Origin of the sequence: Atlanticothrix silvestris CENA357, assembly GCF_016056295.1 — a bacterium.
Classification (GTDB): Bacteria; Cyanobacteriota; Cyanobacteriia; order Cyanobacteriales; family Nostocaceae; genus Atlanticothrix; species Atlanticothrix silvestris.
The window spans coordinates 143194-162643 of sequence record NZ_JAECZB010000049.1; the positions used below are offsets into that span (position 1 = coordinate 143194).

Below are 19450 nucleotides of genomic sequence, written 5' to 3' on the forward strand. Positions count from 1 at the left end.
TCATCAACAAGAAAACCGCTATAGGATAGAGATAAAAAAGTGCGTAGTTTACCGCCGTAGGCATCGCTATGTCTCAATCTCTTGCCAGCAAATCTCAAGCTGATGTCACTGATAGTATAATTTTTCCACCAGGTGACATTTACAGTGACGAACCTCCCTTGGAATCTGACTTACACCGCGAACAAATCGATTTACTAATTCGCCTCATTAAGTGGTGGTGGCGCGATCATGAAGACTTCTATGCTACTGGCAACTTGACTATTTATTTTAGTCCTAACCAAAAAAAGTCAGAAGAATTTCGAGGTCCTGATTTTTTTGTGGTTTTAGATGCAGAAAAAAAAGACCGTAAAAGCTGGGTTGTGTGGCAAGAAGACGGGAAATACCCAAATGTGATTATAGAATTATTATCTGATTCCACTGCCTCGGTTGATAAAGGCCTGAAAAAGCAGATATACCAGAACACATTTCGCACTCCTGATTATTTCTGGTTTGACCCAGTTAGCTGGGAATTACAAGGATTTCACTTAGTTGATGGTCAGTACCAAGAACTGATACCCAGTGCTGATGGTTGGTTATGGAGTCAGCAGTTAGAGCTGTATTTGGGAGTCGAGTCTGGTAAACTACGTTTTTTTACCTCAGATGGGCAAATGGTAATGTTGCCAGAGGAGGAATCAAATCAACAATTACAGCAAACCAACCAACAATTACAGCAAACCAACCAACAATTACAGCAAGCCAACCAACAATTAGAACAGGAACGTCAACGGGCTGAAATATTAGCACAAAAGCTAAGAGCCGCAGGCATTGAACCTGAGTAAATATTCTAATTAAGCTTGGGGAAAATAGTGCTATGAACCAAACATTCCCTAATCAAGTCCGTTGGACAACCTCCGACTTAGAATTACTCGCAGCTGATGCATGGAATGTTCAGGTTCAGCGCTTTTTTTGCTAACCTAGCGATCGCTCGTCAATCTCAGTTTCACCAACAAGCTGATTCTAGATAAAATTTCAAGACATGTACTAAGAAAGCGAGGCAGGAATAAGGATAACTTTAGGAGGTGCAGTTGAGAGATGGGGAGATTAACTTTATGGCTACTCAACACTGTATTCTGGTGTAGAGCGAGATTAATTATAAAGAAATCAGTAAATACTGCTACGATCCCGATAAAGTCTTAAAATATTGTTAATTTCTGCCAACCCCCCAACCTTCAACTTACAAGTATTACCCCACAATCACTATGGCTATCGGCTACGTCGCGCTTGTACTCCATGCACACTTGCCCTTCGTTCGTCACCCAGAAAGTGACTACGTGCTGGAGGAAGAATGGCTTTATGAAGCCATCACCGAAACATACATTCCCTTACTGAAAGTATTTGAGGGCTTAAAGCGAGACGGCATTGACTTTAAAATCACGATGAGTATGACACCGCCTCTAGTGTCAATGCTCCGTGATCCCTTACTGCAAGAACGCTATGATATACACTTAGCCCAACTAGAAGAACTTGTAGAGCTAGAAGCCGAACGCAATGTCCATAATGGGCATATTCGTTATTTAGCCGAACATTACGCTACTGAATTTAACGAAGCGCGTCAGCTATGGGAACGCTACAACGGTGATTTGGTGACAGCTTTTAAGCAGTTCCAAGACACCAACAATTTAGAAATTATCACTTGTGGTGCTACCCACGGCTATTTGCCGTTGATGAAGATGTATCCGCAAGCTGTGTGGGCACAAATTCAGGTAGCTTGTGAACATTACGAGCAAACATTTGGACAAGCACCCAGAGGTATTTGGTTGCCGGAATGCGCCTACTACGAAGGCATGGAGCGAATGCTGGCTGATGCGGGGTTGCGTTATTTTCTCACTGATGGGCATGGCATTCTTTATGCCCGTCCGCGTCCGCGGTTTGGCACTTATGCGCCAATTTTTACAGAAACTGGTGTTGCTGCCTTCGGTCGAGATCATGAATCTTCGCAACAAGTATGGTCTTCTGAAGTGGGCTATCCTGGAGCAGCAGAATATCGAGAATTTTACAAAGATTTGGGCTGGGAAGCAGAATATGAGTACATTAAGCCCTACATCATGCCCAATGGTCAGCGGAAAAATACAGGCATTAAGTATCACAAAATTACTGGACGTGGTTTAGGATTGGCAGATAAGGCACTCTATGACCCTTATTGGGCAAGAGAAAAAGCGGCTGAACATGCTGCCAATTTTATGTATAATCGCGAGCGACAAGCCGAACACCTCCACGGGATCATGCAGCGTCCGCCGATTATTGTTTCGCCTTACGACGCAGAGCTATTTGGGCATTGGTGGTATGAAGGCCCTTGGTTTATTGATTATTTGTTCCGTAAATCATGGTATGACCAAGGAACTTATGCAATGACCCATTTGGCAGATTATTTAAAGGCAGAACCAACTCAGCAAATCTGCCGTCCTTCACAATCGAGTTGGGGTTATAAGGGTTTCCACGAATATTGGTTAAATGAGACAAATGCCTGGATTTACCCGCATTTACACAAAGCGACCGAGCGCATGATTGAAATCGCTCATTTAGAACCAGAAGATGAATTGCAGTGGAAAGCGCTGAATCAAGCTGCAAGGGAACTTTTATTAGCACAATCTTCTGACTGGGCGTTTATTATGCGGACAGGAACAATGGTACCCTATGCTGTCAGGCGGACGCGATCGCACTTAATGCGGTTTAATAAACTCTATGAAGACGTAAAAATCGGCAAAGTTGACAGTGGTTGGTTGGAAAAAGTAGAGTTAATGGACAATATCTTTCCCCAAATCAACTATCGTGTTTACCGTCCGTTGTAATCAAAATTAAAATTTCGGTTTACATAAACATAACCCCCAGTCTCATTACTTGGGGGTTATTTTTATCAGACGCGATAAATCGCATCTACAGACGGTACGGTATTGTGACGTAAATATCCAACCATAATTTACTTAAATTATCACCGAATTATCTTATGCTGCCAGTTATTGAAACTATTGCTTTACGTCAAATGGCTTCGGGCGATGGCTTGTCTTTGCAAGTGTACAAATTCATTGGCGCTCAACCGGGCAAAAAGGTTTATATTCAATCTAATTTACATGGTGCAGAAATTGCTGGTAATGCTGTTATTCATCAACTAATCGAGTTTTTTATCTCATTAAATGAGACTGATTTAATTGGTGAAATTTGGTTAGTTCCCGTTTGTAATCCTATGGGAACTAATGAACGCGCTCAGCATTTTTCTCCAGGGCGATTTTGTGTTTACGAAGCAAAAGACTGGAACCGTATTTTTTGGGACTACGAAAAAGAAGCTGATGATTTAGTTGCTTTTACCAAATCTCAATTTCATTATCACAAGGAGGATATTCGTAAAAATTATCTAGCTATAATTAAGGATAAATTTGCCGAAATTTTAGAAGAAATTCATTCTCCAAGTAGCGTTCCTTATACTGAACATTTTCGCTACCAACTACAAAATCTTAGTTTAGATGCAGACTATTTGATAGATTTACACAGTTCTACAAATCAAGGTTTAGATTACCTTTATTACTTCCAAAGTAGAGAAGAAAGTGCAAAATACTTTCTCCTCGATTTCGGAATCTTACTTGATAAATATGATGGGGATGCTTTTGATGAAGCTTTTATCAAACCTTGGTTAGCTCTGGAAGGTTATTTTCAACAGCTTGGTAGAGAAATTAAATTTGATATCGAAGCTTGGACTCTTGAACTGGGTGCGGGAATGCAGATAAATCTTAATTCTGTTGCCAAAGGTGTACAGGGTATAAAAAATTATTTAGTACAAAAAAATGTACTGCAAATCCCTGGTTTGAGTGAGCGTAAAAGCAATCATAAAATGACTTTTGCTGCAAGTAGCAAAAGAAAAAAATATTATGCGATCGCAGGTGGTATGATTCAGGCTAGAGTCGAACTAGGTAGTGTAGTTCAAACTGGAGATCAGCTATATCAAATTCTGAGTTTTAATAAAGAAAGTAAATTACCTACTGTTATAGATATTTTTGCTGAACAAAATGGATTAGTTTATGATATATCGACTAATCAGGCAGTGAATCAAGGTGAATTTGTTTTAGGAATTATTCAGTAGACTCTATCATTAACATAGAAAAATATAATCATGATCAAGAAGTGAAAAAAATTAAATTATAACTACCAATCTACATCAAATAATTATAGATAATTAGCTGAGTTTATTTGTATAAATTGACAGTTGAGAACCTAAATATTATTAAAGTTGGGAAAGAAATACTTAATACTAAGTAAGACACTTTGAGCAAACCACTAATTTGAATGAAATGCGCTATACTTAGTTATGCATTCCATAATTGTCACAAAAGATTTTGGTACATAGCTAATTCATTACTGGGTGTGGTTTATCTGCTACAACGAGATCAACCGCAACTGGAAAAAATATAGTTATGTATACTTGCCTCTACTTTTTGGACATGGGAATTCAATAGATTTAATGGTGGATAAACTTAGACAGAGGCAATCCCCGCAAGATCTCAGGGTGAATTATGTCTGTTGTGTATCTTAACAAAAAGCCAACTTATATCATCTGCAAAATATGACTGTGGAGCCAAAGGTGAATAGTATTGATAATTACGTCTTCTCTTTTTCAGGAGAAGTATTGATCCCCCAGGCTCCTCCTGAATTTAAATCGGGTTTCATCGGCATTATTGGTCGTCCAAATGTCGGTAAATCTACGTTAATGAATCAATTAATCGGGCAAAAAATTGCTATTACGTCACCAGTAGCACAAACTACACGTAATCGTTTGCGAGGGATTTTAACTACACCAGAGGCACAGTTAATTTTTGTAGATACACCAGGAATTCATAAACCCCATCATCAATTGGGGGAAGTACTGGTGCAAAATGCCAAAATAGCGATTGAATCAGTAGATGTGGTGTTGTTTGTCGTGGATGGAACAGTAGCTTGTGGAACAGGCGATCGCTATATTGCCGATTTGCTGATTCGTAGCCAAACACCAGTAATTTTGGGTTTGAATAAAATCGATCAACAACCACTAGATTCTCAATTCATCGATGATAGTTATCAGCAGTTAGCTACACCTAACAACTGGCCAATAGTAAAATTTTCCGCCAAGACTAGTGACGGATTGCCACAGCTGCAAGATTTATTAATTGAACGTTTAGAAACTGGGCCGTTATATTATCCGCCAGACTTAATAACCGACCAGCCAGAACGCTTTATTATGGGCGAATTGATCCGCGAACAGATTTTATTATTGACGCGGGAAGAAGTGCCTCATTCAGTAGCGATCGCCATTGATCAAGTAGAAGAAACACCAACTATTACCCGTGTACTTGCTACCATTCACGTCGAGAGAGATTCCCAAAAAGGAATTTTAATTGGCAAAGGTGGCTCGATGCTTAAAGCAATTGGTAGCGCAGCTCGCGAACAAATTCAAAAACTAATTTCTGGCAAAGTCTACCTAGAACTGTTCGTCAAAGTGCAACCAAAATGGCGACATTCTCGCGTCAGGTTGGCAGAATTGGGCTATCGCGTGGAAGAATAAACAAGTTGATTCAGAGTCAAAAGTCAAAAATTTCTATATTCTTGACTTTTAACTTCATACTTTATAGTTTTAAATGTATCCAGATACCAGCCATCCTTTAAATCTGCCAACAGATGCTCCATTGCGGGTGCTAATTGTTGAAGATGATCCGATGATGCAGTTAGGACTAGAACAGTCATTAATGGCTCACCCGCAATTAGAGATTGTAGGACAAGCAGAAGATGGTTATTTGGGTGTGCAAGCAGCACTAAAATTAAAACCTGATTTGGTAGTGATGGATATTGGCTTACCGCGGCTCGATGGTATTGCTGCAACACAACAGATTAAAGCCGCACTGCCAGAAACTCATGTAGTGATGCTAACATCTCACCAAACGGAGACAGAAATTATTGCTGCACTTTCTAGTGGTGCAGATGCGTATTGTATCAAAGGTGCGAGTGTAGAGCGATTGTTAAGTGCGATCGCAGCCGCAGTTGATGGTGCAGCTTACCTTGATCCCCAGATTGCGCGCCGAGTGATTGACAATCTCAAACCCCCTACACCAAAGGGAAATACTGCGAACTTATCTGGGCGCGAGTTAGAAGTATTAAAGCTTATGGTAGATGGATTAAGCAATCCAGAGATTGCCGAAAAACTCTATCTCAGTCCTAACACTGTCAAAACCCACGTCCGAGGAATTATGAACAAACTAGCAGTAGACGATCGCGTGCAAGCAGCAGTCGTAGCACTGCGTTCAGGTTTGGTTTAATTTCAATCACGAGTATCAAAGCCTCGTCCGCGAGTGTTAAGTACCTGGACAGAGTTAATTACATAAATGAATGGCAGCTTAGGACATGAGCAAATCGTAAGAGGGTGGCTGTCACAGCTATCTATAGCAGACTTGTCCTAACCAAGATGGCAACCACTATAATTGTGGCTTGACCCAGTGCAAGCTAATATTGTGTATCTTGCAGCACAAGAGCTATGGGCAACGGAGATGTTTGAAATTAATTCCCCTAATCGAATATTCCGTAAACAGATTCTTAAAAAATTGCTAAACCCAAAAGTGAGTTGGCTTTGATCTAGAATTTAGATTGACAGTAAGGATTTGATTTATAAATTAATGGATTATTCATACCAGAAGGAATTTCAAGAGGCATTAGAAAGAACGAAAAGATTAGGCTTTACTATTCCCAAATGGAAGTTTAACGATAGGCTTTTACGGTCTAAGGATTCCATTGAAAAGATTAGCAATACCTTGATGAATTTCTTGCGATATCATGATATGTCTTTTGAAGACCTATCTGCTCAATGCATAGCAGTACATACAAAAATTTCTGAAATAATCACTCAAGTAATAAGTTGTAATGCACTTGTTACAATTGGGTGGTTCTATGACGAGAATATCAATGACTCACTGTACAAATTTACAGAAGAAGAATTTAAGTCTTGGATGAGTAATGAATTGCAAGCATTTCAAGGGTCAGATGTACATGTGTGGATAACTCTCGACTCAGGTGAAGTAATTGATTTTACACTTCTGACAACAATAGGAAAAATCAACGGTATGTTTAAGCCTGGCAGTGTTTTGATGGCGAGACCTGAAAAGTCAGAATGTTTTATAAAGTACCATCCTATGGTAGTTGGGAAAGAAGCAGTTTTTCGGGCTTTTGGAAGCTGGTTTCTAGTTTAAGTAGCTAGGGACAATGATTTTTTTCATATATGTTTGGCATGTTCATATTGTATTGCGAAGAAGAAGCGGAAGATACGAGTAGTCAGTATAATCTGTGAAAGTGACTTCATAAGTTTCCAAAGCGTTATATCTCCATTTAGGGGTTGTAGCATTCCTATTTTGGTACCTAACAACTTGCTGCAAGTGACGCTCAGCTTATCCATTACCCTGTTTTGAACTGTAAATTATCTTTCACGCCCCTGAGCAACAATGTTAGATGGCTTGAGTTCTCTTTGGAGACGTTACTTCAAGCTTTTTAGTGGGGACTTGAACTGATGATTGCTATGGTGGTGGGTGACGGCCAAGCAATTTTTCCTCTGCCCGAATTGCCAGTATGATTGCACGATTCAGTTTCAAAGTATTGACAGTCGCACGCCCCATCGCTGTCAACCCAACAACTTCAATACCACTCCAGTAAAAATGTTCCCTCCAAACTTGTTGACGGGGGTTAAAAATCATTACAGTTTGACTCGTTTCCGGGTCTTCTACGTTTTGCTTTGCCCCTTTGTAGAGTGAGCAAGATACGCACGCAAGTGCTAAATTATCTGCTGTCGTTGAGCCACCTGCCACTACAGGAATCACATGATCAATGTGAAATGTAGCCGCCTGCCCCAATTGTGATAAACCACAATACTCGCAACAGTTTTCTGCCCTCTGAATAACTAATCGGCGGAAAGATGCACGGATCGTTACCATCTATTTTTACTTCGCAACCCTTCGTGACCGCAAATGCAGTAGAGATAAAAACTCGGCTAATTCGACTAAACCCTCTGCCTCTTGCCTTTCTAATAGAGTTAATGTTTCACCAGCGTCTTGACGATCTAGTAAGAGTTGAAGACGAGCATGAACAGCTTCAGGCAGTTGAAAGTGAGTCAATTCAACGGGGATCTCAATGAGTTCGGGCATAGAGGTTAAGTGAAGTAGAATACTGGCAGGTGTTTAATGCTAGTGTAACTCAAAGCTCTTTTTCCCAGTTTTGCTCCTACAGTAGTACCGCCACTTCACACATCGCTGCACCGGAACGCAACTGTAAGCTATCAGTTGAGTTGCCGAGGTTATGGCCTTAAAGTATTGTTCAGTCTTTTTCGTTGCTGACACTTGAACAAGTTTATGGAGTGATCGCCTGCTATCTAGCCAATCGTGCTGAAAGTGGTGCTTATCTAGCAACCGAGGAAGCGACATTTGATGCAATGCCCCAACCACTACAAACCTCTGATCCTGCCTTGTACGACAAGCTTATGGCAGGCAAATCACAAATAATTTAATGTTGATGCACTCGCTCCAGCAACCATAGAGAACCAACAGTACCCACAAAGTGAGCAGCAATACCATTAACATTTGCCAATTCTACGAACACATCAAGCGCACGAATAATTTTGTAAGGGTCGGTAATTGCCACACCTGGCGGTTGGGAGATAGATTTTGCTACTAGTACTCCTAACGTTGAGCCAGCACCTAATAAAGTTAATAACATTCCTACTAAACCCACAATGATTCCCAGTCGTATAGCTGCGGTTGTGTCTGCCTTACTAGGATGCAGAGAAGAATTAGGATTATCTAAACGTTTGCCTAGGCGAGTGTAACGAAAATTTAAATATACACTGAATAACAGTGCTAAAACTCCACACACAGCCCAAAATATACCAACGCCCAGCCCTGCATTCGGTTGACTGGAAAACTCACGACCAGTAGAAACAAATAACAAAACTAAGCCCGAAACTACAGCTAGTGCTAATTGCACCCAAAAGGCAATCCAGCCTGTAAAGCGAATAGTATTAGCAATTCCATGAAGCGATGGTGCTACGAGTGGTTTCGCTTCTGACTCAGTTTGCATATTATTTTCCATCTAATTGACTAACATTTTTCACTACCTAGAAATGATATTTCCACTTGCTTGTCCTATACCCCCATCCACAGAAAGAACCTTCTTATCTTGAGGAATAAATCACAAAGACGCGATAAATTACCATGTCTACAAAGGACTATTCCCCATAACCTATTCCCGCCTTTTCAAGACATGGTTAAATATTACCGACTGATGCTAGTTATCAAACTCAGGGATGATGAGCTATTAGCAATTAAATTGACAAAATTCCTCTATAGAGCGTGATATTTAAGCAATAGATAGCGATCGCCAAAGGATAAAGGGCAGCATGATTAAATCTTGGATGGTAATTGGGGGTGTAGCTTTCTTGGTTGCTTTAGCAGCTAACTTGATTACACCAAGCGATCGCAAATGGTTCAAACGCTTACAAAGACCCAGATGGCTAACTTTTGAAGCCGCAATTCCCGTAATCTGGACTGTAATTTTTATTTGTGGTGCTTGGTCAGCTTATATTGTTTGGGAACACGACCCAGGAAGCACTACAACGTGGTTAATCATGGGTTTATATTTGCTTTTAGAAATTGTCACCATTGCTTACACTCCTGTCATGTTTAGGCTTCGCAGTTTGAAAGCAGGTACAATTCTTGGTGGTACAGGTTTTATCATTGGTATTTTTTTGACACTTGCAGTCTTAACTATTTCTGGTTGGGCAGCACTGTTACTAGTTCCTTATTTATTGTGGAGTCCCATTGGTACATATACCACTTGGCAGATGATGAGTCTCAATCCTGAAGATGTCTGAGATTCCAACCAGCGACTGATTAAACCCACGCTCTTCAATTGTCAAACTTGCATTGTACAACTGGACAAAATACAGAAATAAGGGTGCAAGTATGATTACATCTGAGATTATAATTGGGGCTGTAACTTTCTTAGTTGCGATCGCTAGTTTCTTGATCACGCCGCGCGATGTTAAATGGTTTGGTCAATTAAGCCGCCCCCAATGGCTAGTTTTCGAGCCAATTATCCCGCTTATCTGGACTGTAATCTTAATTTGTGGTGCTGCTTCAGCCGATATAGTCTGGCAAAAAAATCCAGGAAGCGTAATTACTTGGCTGCTAATGGGTTTATACCTGTTAGTAGAAATAATCACCATTGCATACATACCTTTAATGTTGAGGTTCCGCAGCCTGAAAACAGGAGAAATTATTGGGCTAACCGGATTGATTACAGCTATTGTTCTCGCCATCTGCGTTTTACCGATTTCTAAACTGGCGGCGCTATTACTTATTCCTTATCTGGTTTGGAGTCCTGTTGGCGCATATACCACCGAAGAATTAAAGCAGCTAAATCCTGAAGATGCGTAATTTACGAATTACGAATTAATGCATCTATGCCAAACGTCCATAGCGTGCTGTTAAAGAATTAGCTGGGTTGGCTTGATTACTTAGCCAAGCCCACATTTGATCGCCATAGGAAAAATGCCACCACTCTCTGGGATTGCGTTGGAATCCTGCTTTCAACATCACGTCTCGCAACAACTGACGATGGGCATGATACTGTTGTGCTTCTGGGTGAGAACTATTGGCATAGTAATCGGGATGCGATCGCTCTGACAATTCATCAATCGGCGAACCCATATTCATTATTTGTCCTGTACCGTTCACCAATGTCACATCTACCGCTGCACCAGTACTATGGGGAGGGGGAGTTTGTTCATCCAAACTAGGTACAGCCCAAATTTCATAAACCGCCTCCCAAATATCTTGGCGTTGTTCTGGTGATAAATCCGCCTCAGTCAGTTTTCGCTGTTCTATCACTTCCCCAAAGCTATAATCCACCATAAATTGTTGTACAGCTACTGGACGGTAAGCATCAAAAATTTGGATTTGCCAGTTGGGAAGCAACAGATGAAGGTAATTTTGAGCTTGAACTAAATTATCCACAACACTTTGGCGGAGATAATAAGGAGAACGTTCCCCATAAGGCGCACCAAGTTTTTCATAAGGATGGGGAGATTCTACCGCAAACAGTTTTAAAGGAATCTCTATCAGTAATTCACCGCATTCTACAATAGGGATCTGGTGATAAGGTCTCATCCTCTAAGTCTCAATAAACTTCGTATTCACAGTACAAAAAAATAAGTTCGTAGTGAGCACTTTAGTGCTTAAAAGTCCAGGACTCAAGTCCTGACTACGAACTTATTTTCCCCTCAGAACCAATGAGACAGACCACTAGTTTAAGGATATGAGTAACCATTATTCTGAACCCCATCCTTATACTGTCCTGGAATTTGGCGAGGAACGGAGAGATTAGACTGTGGTACTTGAGTAGGTTGTTGCCAGCTAAAATTGTCAGAAGTACCAGGTACTACTGGAGTTGTAGGTGTGACGGCATTGGAATTAGGAGCTTGGATAGAGTAGGGTGCAACGTTAGTTGGTGTCACAGAGTTGACAAATGGTATCCCTGAGGATTGTCGTGTTTGACTTGGCAATGTCTGATTGCTGTTCAAGTTATTGTAGGGATTTGACGTTGGATTCGTTACAGCTGGCTGAGTGTAACCAGTTCCAGTATTTAGCCTTGGGGTAGGTGAAAAAGTTTGGTTTGGCAGTGCCTGAGCATTGTTTAAGTTATTGTAGGAATTTGGCGTTGGGTTCGGTACAGTTGGTTGAATGTAGCCAGTTCCATTATTTAGCCTTGTGGTAGGTGAAAAAGTTTGGTTTGGCAGTGCCTGAGCGTTGTTTAAATTATTGTAGGGATTTGGTGTTGCGTTGGGTACAGTTGGTTGAATGTAACCCGTTCCGTTATTTAGCCCATTAGTCGGGGCTAAAGTCTGACTAGGCAAAATGTTGCTGGGTGAAGTTTGAACCCCTCCTCCATAGTAAGTTTGCCCTAAAGAATTAGTTTGAGTTGAATTTACACCATTGAAATTTGATATCGACTGGTTGGAAGATTGGTTCAGTGATGATTGCAGAGGGCTGATTGAGCTAGAATTTTCACTCTTATCAGTTTCAATCCCCAGTCTAGAAGAGGTTCCTGCTGTATTTGTTAGTTCGGACGATGTATTTAAAGACTTAACACCTGAAAACTGATTACCATTTTCTAGTGTTCCAAACCGTAATAAATTTTCTGTTTGTGATACAAAAGGATTTTGCTTTTTAGGCGCAGACGCGTTATTAACTGTTCCTAAATCAGAATTTGGTTTGGCACTGTTAGAAGATAGTTGTTTGCTAATTACATCCTGCAAAAAACCTTGGCTCTTTTTCGCCTGAGATTTTTCTGGGGAAGTACTTGTAATTGCTGGTAGATTTATATCCTCCAAGTCACTATACAGAGCTGGTAAATTATCAATATCTGCTGCAATAGCTTTGTCTTCTGCTGTCAAAGAGGGGTCTTTAGGTTGTGTAGAGGTAACTTGGTTATTTTGCTTGTCAGTGAAATTTGGATTTGACCAGTATTTTAGAATTGCCAGCCCAACCACAGATAAAAAAATTGCTGTTCCCCAAAAACTAGGTTTGCCTAAATTCCATAATCTGGCTTTGATATAGCGTAAGTAGGCGGGAGGATAATGGCGATGTGGCATGGCTAGAATTACAAATTTAATAGCAATTGGTAAAAATTTACGGAAACTCACAGCGATAGAGAATATATCTCAATTGGAGTGAGATGACAGTTTTATCATAGCCTTTGAGTATGTACTTAGTCACATAGTGCTTCTCGGTTGTGTAAAGTACACATTGCTGGGAAAAAGGACTAGGAACTAGGGATTAGAGACTAATTTGGAATTATTTTGCTGATCTTAAAGTTGCTTTAAGACGGAGATTTGGAACTTTGGTCACTTTGGATATCATCAGCAATCGACAGTTGCACTAATTTATTGTTGGGGCTTGACAAAATTTCCACCTATTTCTATTTACTTTCTAACTCTTAAACTGTGCGCTGCAATGCTTTGATATGCCCATAATACCCATTCGCTTGTAGCAAACATTTGAAAAAGGTATAAAGGCGCGGCACTCCATTTAATGACGGGCAAACACCCGCCTATCATATCCGTCGGGAATGCCAAGAGCAAACAGCGATCGCACGCACCGTATTATTTACCAGGAGACTACAGCAATGATGAAAGCTGAAGATATCATGACCACGGATGTAGTTACTATTCGCGGTTCAGCAACAGTCGCTGAAGCGGTGGGACTAATGAAGGAAAAAGGATTGCGTGCTTTGGTTGTGGATCGTCGCTCTGATGATGATGCCTATGGTATCGTCACTGAAACTGATGTTGTTTATAAAGTAACAGCCTACGGTAAAGATGCCAAACAAATAAGGGTTTACGAAATTATGAGCAAACCTTGCATTGTCGTAAATCCTGAGTTAGGTGTGGAGTATGTAGCACGGTTGTTTGCCAATACTGGCATTCATAGAGCGCCTGTGATTCATGGCAAGTTATTAGGTATTATCTCGATTACCGACATTTTGACCAAGAGTAACTTTGTAGAAGCGCCAAAAGTACTAGTACTAGAGGAGAGAATTGACAAAGCGATCGCAGAGGCTCGTGCTGTTTGTACTGAGAATGGTGCTTATTCTAAAGCCTGTGCAGTCGCCTGGGACGAAGTAGAAGAACTCCAAGCAGAAGCTGCTCATCAAAAATCTGAAAGCATGGTATCAGCCAAAATATCTTTTGAAGAATACTGTAAAGACAATCCAGACGCACCAGAATGTCGAAATAACCACCCTTGATTAATTGAAGGATAGGGCATTGGGCATTGGGCATGGGAAAAAAGGGGTAAGGGGAAGGTTTAAAGGGTTGGTTTTTTCATCCTTTACCCTTTACCCTTTACCCTTTACCCCTTTTGCTGCTCCCCTACTTCTTTACCGTCGAGCAACCCGTATTAATAAGAATGCACCTATTCCGAAAAACATAAAGTTGGGCAACCAAGCTCCCATGAACGGAGAGAGTATACCTGCTTGGCCGATCGCGCCACTAATAAAGAAAATTAGATAATAAGAAAAAATCACTATAACGCTAATACCAAAACTTGTTCCTCGCCCAGTCCGCTGGGGTATGGTTCCCATTGCTGCACCGACTAAACCAAAAACTACACAGACAAATGGTAAAGCAATTTTTTGTTGAATCCGTACTTGGAGTTTACGAATTTTTTGGCGATCGCCACCGAGACGTTCCACGGTTAATTGTTCTAGTGCTTCGCTAATATTCATTTCACCGTAGTCCCGGCTTTTTTCTGCCAAACTTAATGGTGTGCGGGGTAATTGTAGTTGTTGATGTTCAAATCGCAAAATATTGCGATAAGAGCGATCGGGGGCTACTAAATAGATTGTGCCGTTGTAAAAATCCCAAACGTTTTGAGAGCCATTCCACTGAGCAGATTCTGATACCACAATTTGACTCACATTTTCTGTGGAACGATCTATAATCGTCAAACCCTTCATTCGCTTACCATCAAACTGGTCAGCATAAAATAAACGTGATAATATCCTGTTTTTACTACCATCTGCTTCTCTGATTTCCCGATACTCAGGATAAAAAATATTTTGCTGCTTAAAACTTGGCTTATCCGACTTCAGGGCACTTTCTAGAGTAAGATTTGCTTGGTAATTTGCGGCTGGTGCGATTTGCTCATTAAACACAAATGTCAGTCCCGTAACCACAAGACTCAACATCACAGCAGTCAGTACCATGCGATAGACACTTACCCCACAACCACGCAGAGCAATTAATTCGCTTTCACTAGAAAGACGGCTATAGGTCATCAAAGTAGCCAGCAGGGTGGACATAGGAAAGGCTAAAACGATGAAATTGGGAAATTTTAACAAAAAAACTTGAATAGCAATGTCTATGGGTAGCCCTGATTCTACGATCTTCCTTACTAGCTCAAATACAGCATCAATAGTTACACCAATTGACGAAAAAGCTCCAACACCAAAAAAAAATGTTGGAAACAATTCGCTAGTAAGGTAGCGATCCATGATCGTAAAAGGCAGCAGTGATCTGAGGCTATAAAAAGGCTTGAACTTTGTTGATATCATAAGCAATTTCAAGAATTAAACGCAGGCAACCCAGACAAAACAAGCATAGCTACCAAGACATTAAAGAACAGGCTTAAAAGTCTTTTAGTATAAAGAATTAATGATCAGTTTATGTCCTTAACTACTGGCGATCGCTATCAATATAATTACAAATCAATGGTAAAAAATAAAAACTAAATACAGCGGTTTTTATTTAGATGAAATAAATACACCACTGTAACCCCTAATCCCTAATCCCTAGTCCCTCACCAAAATTTAAGCTTGGAAGTTATCACCTAAGTAGTATTGCCGTACAAGGGGATTGCTGTAAAGTTCTTCTGCAATGCCAAAAGCGAGAATTTGCCCCTCGCGCATAATATAAGCGCGATCAGTAATCGCTAGGGTTTCACGAACATTGTGATCTGTGATTAAGATGCCCATACCGCGATCGCGCAGTCGTGCCACAATTTGTTGAATCTCGGAAACTGCAATGGGATCAACTCCCGCAAATGGTTCATCCAAAAGTAAAAACTTTGGCCCTTCTGTTCCAGCAGCTAAAGCCCTTGCCAATTCTGTGCGCCGACGCTCACCACCGGAAAGTTGAATACCTTTACTTTTCGCTAATTTCTCCAAGCGAAACTCCCGCAGTAAAGTTTGTACTCGTTTTGGCCACTCCCATCGTGGCACATTCGTTTGCTCTAGCACTAAAAGAAGATTATCTTGTACGGAGAGTTGGCGAAAAACGCTTGGTTCTTGAGCTAAATAGCCAATACCCAATCTTGCCCTTTTGTGCATCGGCATTCCTGTAATTTCCCGATTATCCAGCCAGACTCTCCCCTGATTAGGCTTTTCTAAACCTGTGGCAATATAAAATGTCGTCGTTTTACCAGCTCCATTGGGCCCCAGTAACCCGACGATTTCTCCTTGAGCTATAGAAAGATTGACGCGATTGACAATAAGTCGCTTGCCATAAGATTTATGAATATTCTCTAGGACAATTTTCACGATTCGCGCCTTTTGATTTGTGGTAGATGCTAATTAGAACCTTTGAAACTTGGTGTTTGGGGGGCAGGGGTAGCAGCTTGTCCGCCTTCCTCCTCCACCATGTAGATGGACTCTACTTGACGGCTAGATTGCGGTAAAGCAACAAATCGTCCTTCGTCAATCAAATAAGTCACCTTCTCAGCTCGCATACTATTGCCGCCCTGTTGCAAAATGTACACGTTGCCACTGAAATCAATGCGGCGTTCCTTGCTAAAGTATTGTGCTTGAGCCGCTGTTGCCTGAAGTTGGCGAGCCGGATACAACATTTGCACATTGCCACGAGCAGTTACTACTTGAGTTTTGGCATCATATTCTTGCACATCCGAACGGATTGTAAGTGGGCGATTTCCTTGGGCTGTTTGTGCCGTGGCAGTTTGCATTTGGATAGGAAAAGCGTTACGGCTTAACGGATTGTCAATAGACATTGCGCCTAAAAGTGCAGCTGGCAACATCAAAACTAATCCAAAGCGACGCATCTGTGATATTGGCAATTGATAACAGGGAATCATAGTAATTTGGGATTTAGGATTTCCGCTTGTATATAATTATCTCAATTACTTTATCCAGAGATAAAATCTACTATCTGGAGTAAGTTTGGATAACTGCTGGTTGAGATATTGACGCTTTGCTAAGCCTAGAGGTTTCACTGTAACTTTATCCAAATTTGTGATTGAGCTGGGGAAGCAACCGTAATTGTCCCTTAATCAAGCCTAAAAGTACAAGAGGATACTGTCAGATTTTCATTTGAGGCAAAAGACCGCAATTTCAATATATACACTAATCTGCAAAGTTGAAATTCAGGGTTAAATAAGTTCGTACTAAGTGGCTGTAGCCCTGATTTTGTTTAACACTGAAGTGCTTAGTACAAACCCTGTCAAAAATATTGGGGAATAGAAAAAAGGCTCCCATTCCCCAATCACTTATTCCAAATTATCAGAGTCAAATTTTACTCATCATTGGTTAGTACAATCCTAGGCAAAGCTTGATTGACATCGATTTCACTGGTAGTAATTTTTTCTGATCCAGTTTGTTGTAGAGTTTTTAACAACGTTGTACTCTGATCCAGTAATTTATCTACATCAATGCCGCTATAACTAGATGGGTAACGCCGCAGGCGATTGCTGCCTTCTCCCAGTAAAATCACAGCACCTCGCCAGTTTCGATTACCCAGGTGATAGAGTGCTACAGCAATTTGCAGCACGCCTTGATAAAAGGATTTTTCTGGTTCGCTGGCTTCTATCCACAGAGCTTCTAAAGTGTCATGGCAGTCATAGAATTGCCCTAAATTGAACTGTTCTACGCCTTGCCAAAACTGTTGGGGGATAGTTTCGCTCATCCCATACTGTCTCGTACTTCTTTGATTGTTTCCAGAGAGATTTCTTGTTGTTCTCCCGCAAACTCGTTATCTGGTGTGAGAAACAGCATACAATGGCATTCTTTGCGCTCTCTCATTGGTACACAAGGACAGTTCCAATACGTAGCTTTAACTTCCGCTTCTTTGTCTTCGTAGTGGCGACAAGGACACAACGGCGCACCTAAATCGTCTTTATGTTTGGCTAGTCCTTCAATGACAACTGCGGTTACAGAAGGTTCAGAACAAAAGAAAGTTCCAGTCCGCTTGGCATATTGCTCAGAAAAATGCCGCATTGCCTCTAGGCTTTTTTCGGTGGATTTGGCGTTAGCTTCTGATGATATCATGTGGATCGGCGGCTCATAATTTAAATATTTCTTTGCATTGTACCTCAGCCTCACCAGGCAATTACTGGGTGGATTTCCCCAACCTGAGTTTTTCAATTTGAATGTAATGGTTTTTGCAACTGTGATTGCAGTGCTTGTTCATTCTGTAGGATGATGCCAGGATAATCCCAACTGACTATTTCTGTTGGTGATGAGATATCCTGCCATAACACCCAACGACTACCCTGTGGTAAAGAAGAAAGTGTCAGGGGGTTTTGAGTCAACCAAATTACAGGATAGCTCTGAGACTCGCTAGTACTACTATCTTCTGGGGATGTGATTGCTGCTAAAGTTTCTAAAACAATACGCTCACCTTTGATTAATCCTGTCGATGCTGTCCACAGTTGTACCTGTAGTTGTTGTTGATGTGCATAAAAGTACAATGAAGCTGCGGCAATTACTGCTTGTTCAAAGTTTTCTGCTTGCCAATTACCACCACTATCAAGGGCAATAATTATTTCCTGTCCGCCTGTGATGATTTCTAATTCTCGTACTCGTAGTTCACCGTAGCGGGCACTAGTACGCCAATGAATGAGGCGAGTGGGATCTCCGATGCGGTAAGGACGTAGCGATCGCACCAATCCTGTGGTTGCTGTCTGCAATGGCCTACCACGGGGATCACCTCTTTTACTCTCTTCTTGTCCCATTTCATCTACTAAAGGACACGTAGCCAGAGGTAAAACAGTAGGATAAATGATCGCGATCGCCGCGCAATCACGTTGACGACGACACCAAAACAATCCCAAAGGCGCACCACTAATCAGTTCGACTTTATGCCAGCGATAAATGCCTCGATGTTGGGTGGGGTGGTAGTATACCCAGCGGTAACAGCCTTGGCTAGGTATTATCTCTATTGCCGTTCGTACTGGTTTACCCAAGACAAAAGGCAGTATATCTTCAACTTGTAGTAAGTTTACAGGTTGATTTTTGGGATTGTAGATTTCTAACTCCACCCTCAATTCATCTCCTGCTGACACAGGTGAAATAGGATGGCGGGTGATAGATAGACCAACAAGCGATCGCGGTGGTAAAACTGCTGCTACACCCAGCAGGGCAAAACTCACGCCGCTAATTGCATACAGCCATCCAGCCATTGTATTAATAGCAGCCCCGAAAAAGCAAATAGCAATTCCTGCTAGTACCCAACCAGTGTATGCAGGGGTGCTAGCTTGGATCTCTAACCAGTTAGTGATGGGTTTGGTGATTTTCATGTTTCTTTTTTAACCCAAAGCTGGTTAAAATTCACAGTGTTTCAGGGGTTGGCTAAACAAACCATAATTTAAATACTTATAGGACTTACGCAAAAACTCTCTGAAACTCCTATTTCTCCCTTCGGGTGACGCTCGTCCCTCGCTACCGCTTGCGCTAACACAGTCGCCTGCGGAGGGAAACCCTCCCCGTTCGCGGAGCGTCTCCCCTTGGGAGAAGTTGCCACAACGCGGGGAACCCGCGCAAGGCACTTCTCTCCGCAGCGCTGTTTCACCGTGTCCTCTGCGTCCTCTGCGGTTCATTTCTTTTTACCTATGCGTAAGTCCTGTACTTC

General features: G+C 41.4%; 22 protein-coding genes. 11 read left to right on the forward strand and 11 right to left on the reverse strand.

Going from position 1 to position 19450, the window contains the following annotated elements:
* Positions 1 to 68 precede the first annotated feature (68 nt).
* The 7 genes from I8751_RS16340 (at position 69) to I8751_RS16370 (ending at position 7238) form a co-directional block, all read left to right on the forward strand.
* A complete protein-coding gene (locus tag I8751_RS16340; protein ID WP_214440194.1) occupies positions 69 to 818 on the forward strand; it encodes a Uma2 family endonuclease in 750 nt (249 codons plus the stop codon).
* 420 nt (positions 819 to 1238) lie between these two features.
* The gene (locus I8751_RS16345; protein WP_214440195.1) at positions 1239 to 2828 is read left to right on the forward strand and encodes a glycoside hydrolase family 57 protein; all 1590 of its coding nucleotides are present in this window, start codon (positions 1239 to 1241) and stop codon (positions 2826 to 2828) included.
* Positions 2829 to 2983: 155 nt separating this feature from the next.
* Complete coding sequence (locus tag I8751_RS16350) at positions 2984 to 4111, forward strand: succinylglutamate desuccinylase/aspartoacylase family protein (protein ID WP_214440196.1); 1128 nt, start codon at positions 2984 to 2986, stop codon at positions 4109 to 4111.
* A gap of 480 nt (positions 4112 to 4591) precedes the next feature.
* On the forward strand, positions 4592 to 5566 hold the full coding sequence (era, locus tag I8751_RS16355; RefSeq protein WP_214440197.1) for a GTPase Era: 975 nt from the start codon (positions 4592 to 4594) through the stop codon (positions 5564 to 5566).
* 73 nt (positions 5567 to 5639) lie between these two features.
* Positions 5640 to 6314, forward strand: coding sequence for a response regulator (locus I8751_RS16360; RefSeq protein ID WP_214440198.1), 675 nt, complete (start codon positions 5640 to 5642; stop codon positions 6312 to 6314).
* 177 nt (positions 6315 to 6491) lie between these two features.
* Positions 6492 to 6626, forward strand: a complete 135-nt coding sequence (locus tag I8751_RS30445) for a hypothetical protein (protein WP_214440199.1) — start codon at positions 6492 to 6494, stop codon at positions 6624 to 6626.
* Positions 6627 to 6653: 27 nt separating this feature from the next.
* A complete protein-coding gene (locus tag I8751_RS16370; RefSeq protein WP_214440200.1) occupies positions 6654 to 7238 on the forward strand; it encodes a hypothetical protein in 585 nt (194 codons plus the stop codon).
* A gap of 321 nt (positions 7239 to 7559) precedes the next feature.
* Here I8751_RS16370 and I8751_RS16375 read toward each other — a convergent pair whose 3' ends face one another.
* Both I8751_RS16375 and I8751_RS16380 read right to left on the reverse strand, forming a co-directional pair.
* The gene (locus tag I8751_RS16375) at positions 7560 to 7973 is read right to left on the reverse strand and encodes an HNH endonuclease (protein ID WP_214440201.1); all 414 of its coding nucleotides are present in this window, start codon (positions 7971 to 7973) and stop codon (positions 7560 to 7562) included.
* A 6-nt stretch (positions 7974 to 7979) separates the two neighbouring features.
* Positions 7980 to 8183 (reverse strand): hypothetical protein, encoded by a 204-nt coding sequence (locus tag I8751_RS16380; RefSeq protein WP_214440202.1) that lies wholly within the window; start codon positions 8181 to 8183, stop codon positions 7980 to 7982.
* Between the two features lie 182 nt (positions 8184 to 8365).
* Here I8751_RS16380 and I8751_RS16385 point away from each other — a divergent pair, with 182 nt between their 5' ends.
* On the forward strand, positions 8366 to 8542 hold the full coding sequence (locus tag I8751_RS16385; RefSeq protein WP_225894194.1) for a hypothetical protein: 177 nt from the start codon (positions 8366 to 8368) through the stop codon (positions 8540 to 8542).
* Here the strand turns inward: I8751_RS16385 and I8751_RS16390 are convergent.
* Positions 8539 to 9111, reverse strand: coding sequence for a DUF3611 family protein (locus I8751_RS16390; protein ID WP_214440203.1), 573 nt, complete (start codon positions 9109 to 9111; stop codon positions 8539 to 8541). The two genes, I8751_RS16385 and I8751_RS16390, sit on opposite strands and share 4 nt — an antisense overlap.
* Before the next feature lie 319 nt (positions 9112 to 9430).
* Here I8751_RS16390 and I8751_RS16395 point away from each other — a divergent pair, with 319 nt between their 5' ends.
* Both I8751_RS16395 and I8751_RS16400 read left to right on the forward strand, forming a co-directional pair.
* On the forward strand, positions 9431 to 9904 hold the full coding sequence (locus I8751_RS16395) for a TspO/MBR family protein (RefSeq protein WP_214440204.1): 474 nt from the start codon (positions 9431 to 9433) through the stop codon (positions 9902 to 9904).
* 91 nt (positions 9905 to 9995) lie between these two features.
* Positions 9996 to 10469 carry a TspO/MBR family protein gene (locus I8751_RS16400; protein WP_214440205.1) on the forward strand — a complete coding sequence of 158 codons (474 nt, stop codon included), beginning with the start codon at positions 9996 to 9998 and terminating at the stop codon, positions 10467 to 10469.
* A 24-nt stretch (positions 10470 to 10493) separates the two neighbouring features.
* On the opposite strand, the gene I8751_RS16405 is transcribed toward I8751_RS16400, so the two are convergent.
* Both I8751_RS16405 and I8751_RS16410 read right to left on the reverse strand, forming a co-directional pair.
* The gene (locus tag I8751_RS16405) at positions 10494 to 11201 is read right to left on the reverse strand and encodes a M15 family metallopeptidase (protein ID WP_214440206.1); all 708 of its coding nucleotides are present in this window, start codon (positions 11199 to 11201) and stop codon (positions 10494 to 10496) included.
* Positions 11202 to 11341: 140 nt separating this feature from the next.
* The gene (locus tag I8751_RS16410) at positions 11342 to 12685 is read right to left on the reverse strand and encodes a hypothetical protein (protein WP_214440207.1); all 1344 of its coding nucleotides are present in this window, start codon (positions 12683 to 12685) and stop codon (positions 11342 to 11344) included.
* A gap of 533 nt (positions 12686 to 13218) precedes the next feature.
* Between I8751_RS16410 and I8751_RS16415 the strand changes: the two genes are divergently transcribed.
* Entirely contained in the window at positions 13219 to 13839 is a 621-nt protein-coding gene (locus I8751_RS16415) for a CP12 domain-containing protein (protein WP_214440247.1), read from the forward strand.
* Positions 13840 to 13971: 132 nt separating this feature from the next.
* Here I8751_RS16415 and I8751_RS16420 read toward each other — a convergent pair whose 3' ends face one another.
* The 6 genes from I8751_RS16420 to I8751_RS16445 form a co-directional block, all read right to left on the reverse strand.
* Entirely contained in the window at positions 13972 to 15087 is a 1116-nt protein-coding gene (locus tag I8751_RS16420) for an LptF/LptG family permease (protein ID WP_214440248.1), read from the reverse strand.
* A 315-nt stretch (positions 15088 to 15402) separates the two neighbouring features.
* Positions 15403 to 16131, reverse strand: a complete 729-nt coding sequence (gene lptB, locus I8751_RS16425) for an LPS export ABC transporter ATP-binding protein (protein WP_214440208.1) — start codon at positions 16129 to 16131, stop codon at positions 15403 to 15405.
* 29 nt (positions 16132 to 16160) lie between these two features.
* Positions 16161 to 16679, reverse strand: coding sequence for an LptA/OstA family protein (locus tag I8751_RS16430; protein ID WP_214440209.1), 519 nt, complete (start codon positions 16677 to 16679; stop codon positions 16161 to 16163).
* A gap of 437 nt (positions 16680 to 17116) precedes the next feature.
* Positions 17117 to 17506, reverse strand: coding sequence for a DUF309 domain-containing protein (locus I8751_RS16435; RefSeq protein ID WP_214440210.1), 390 nt, complete (start codon positions 17504 to 17506; stop codon positions 17117 to 17119).
* Positions 17503 to 17868: a ferredoxin thioredoxin reductase catalytic beta subunit gene (locus tag I8751_RS16440; RefSeq protein ID WP_214440211.1), complete on the reverse strand. Its 366-nt coding sequence runs from the start codon at positions 17866 to 17868 to the stop codon at positions 17503 to 17505. Before I8751_RS16440 ends, I8751_RS16435 begins: the two co-directional genes overlap by 4 nt.
* Positions 17869 to 17960: 92 nt before the next feature.
* Complete coding sequence (locus tag I8751_RS16445; RefSeq protein WP_214440212.1) at positions 17961 to 19118, reverse strand: DUF58 domain-containing protein; 1158 nt, start codon at positions 19116 to 19118, stop codon at positions 17961 to 17963.
* Positions 19119 to 19450 lie beyond the last annotated feature (332 nt).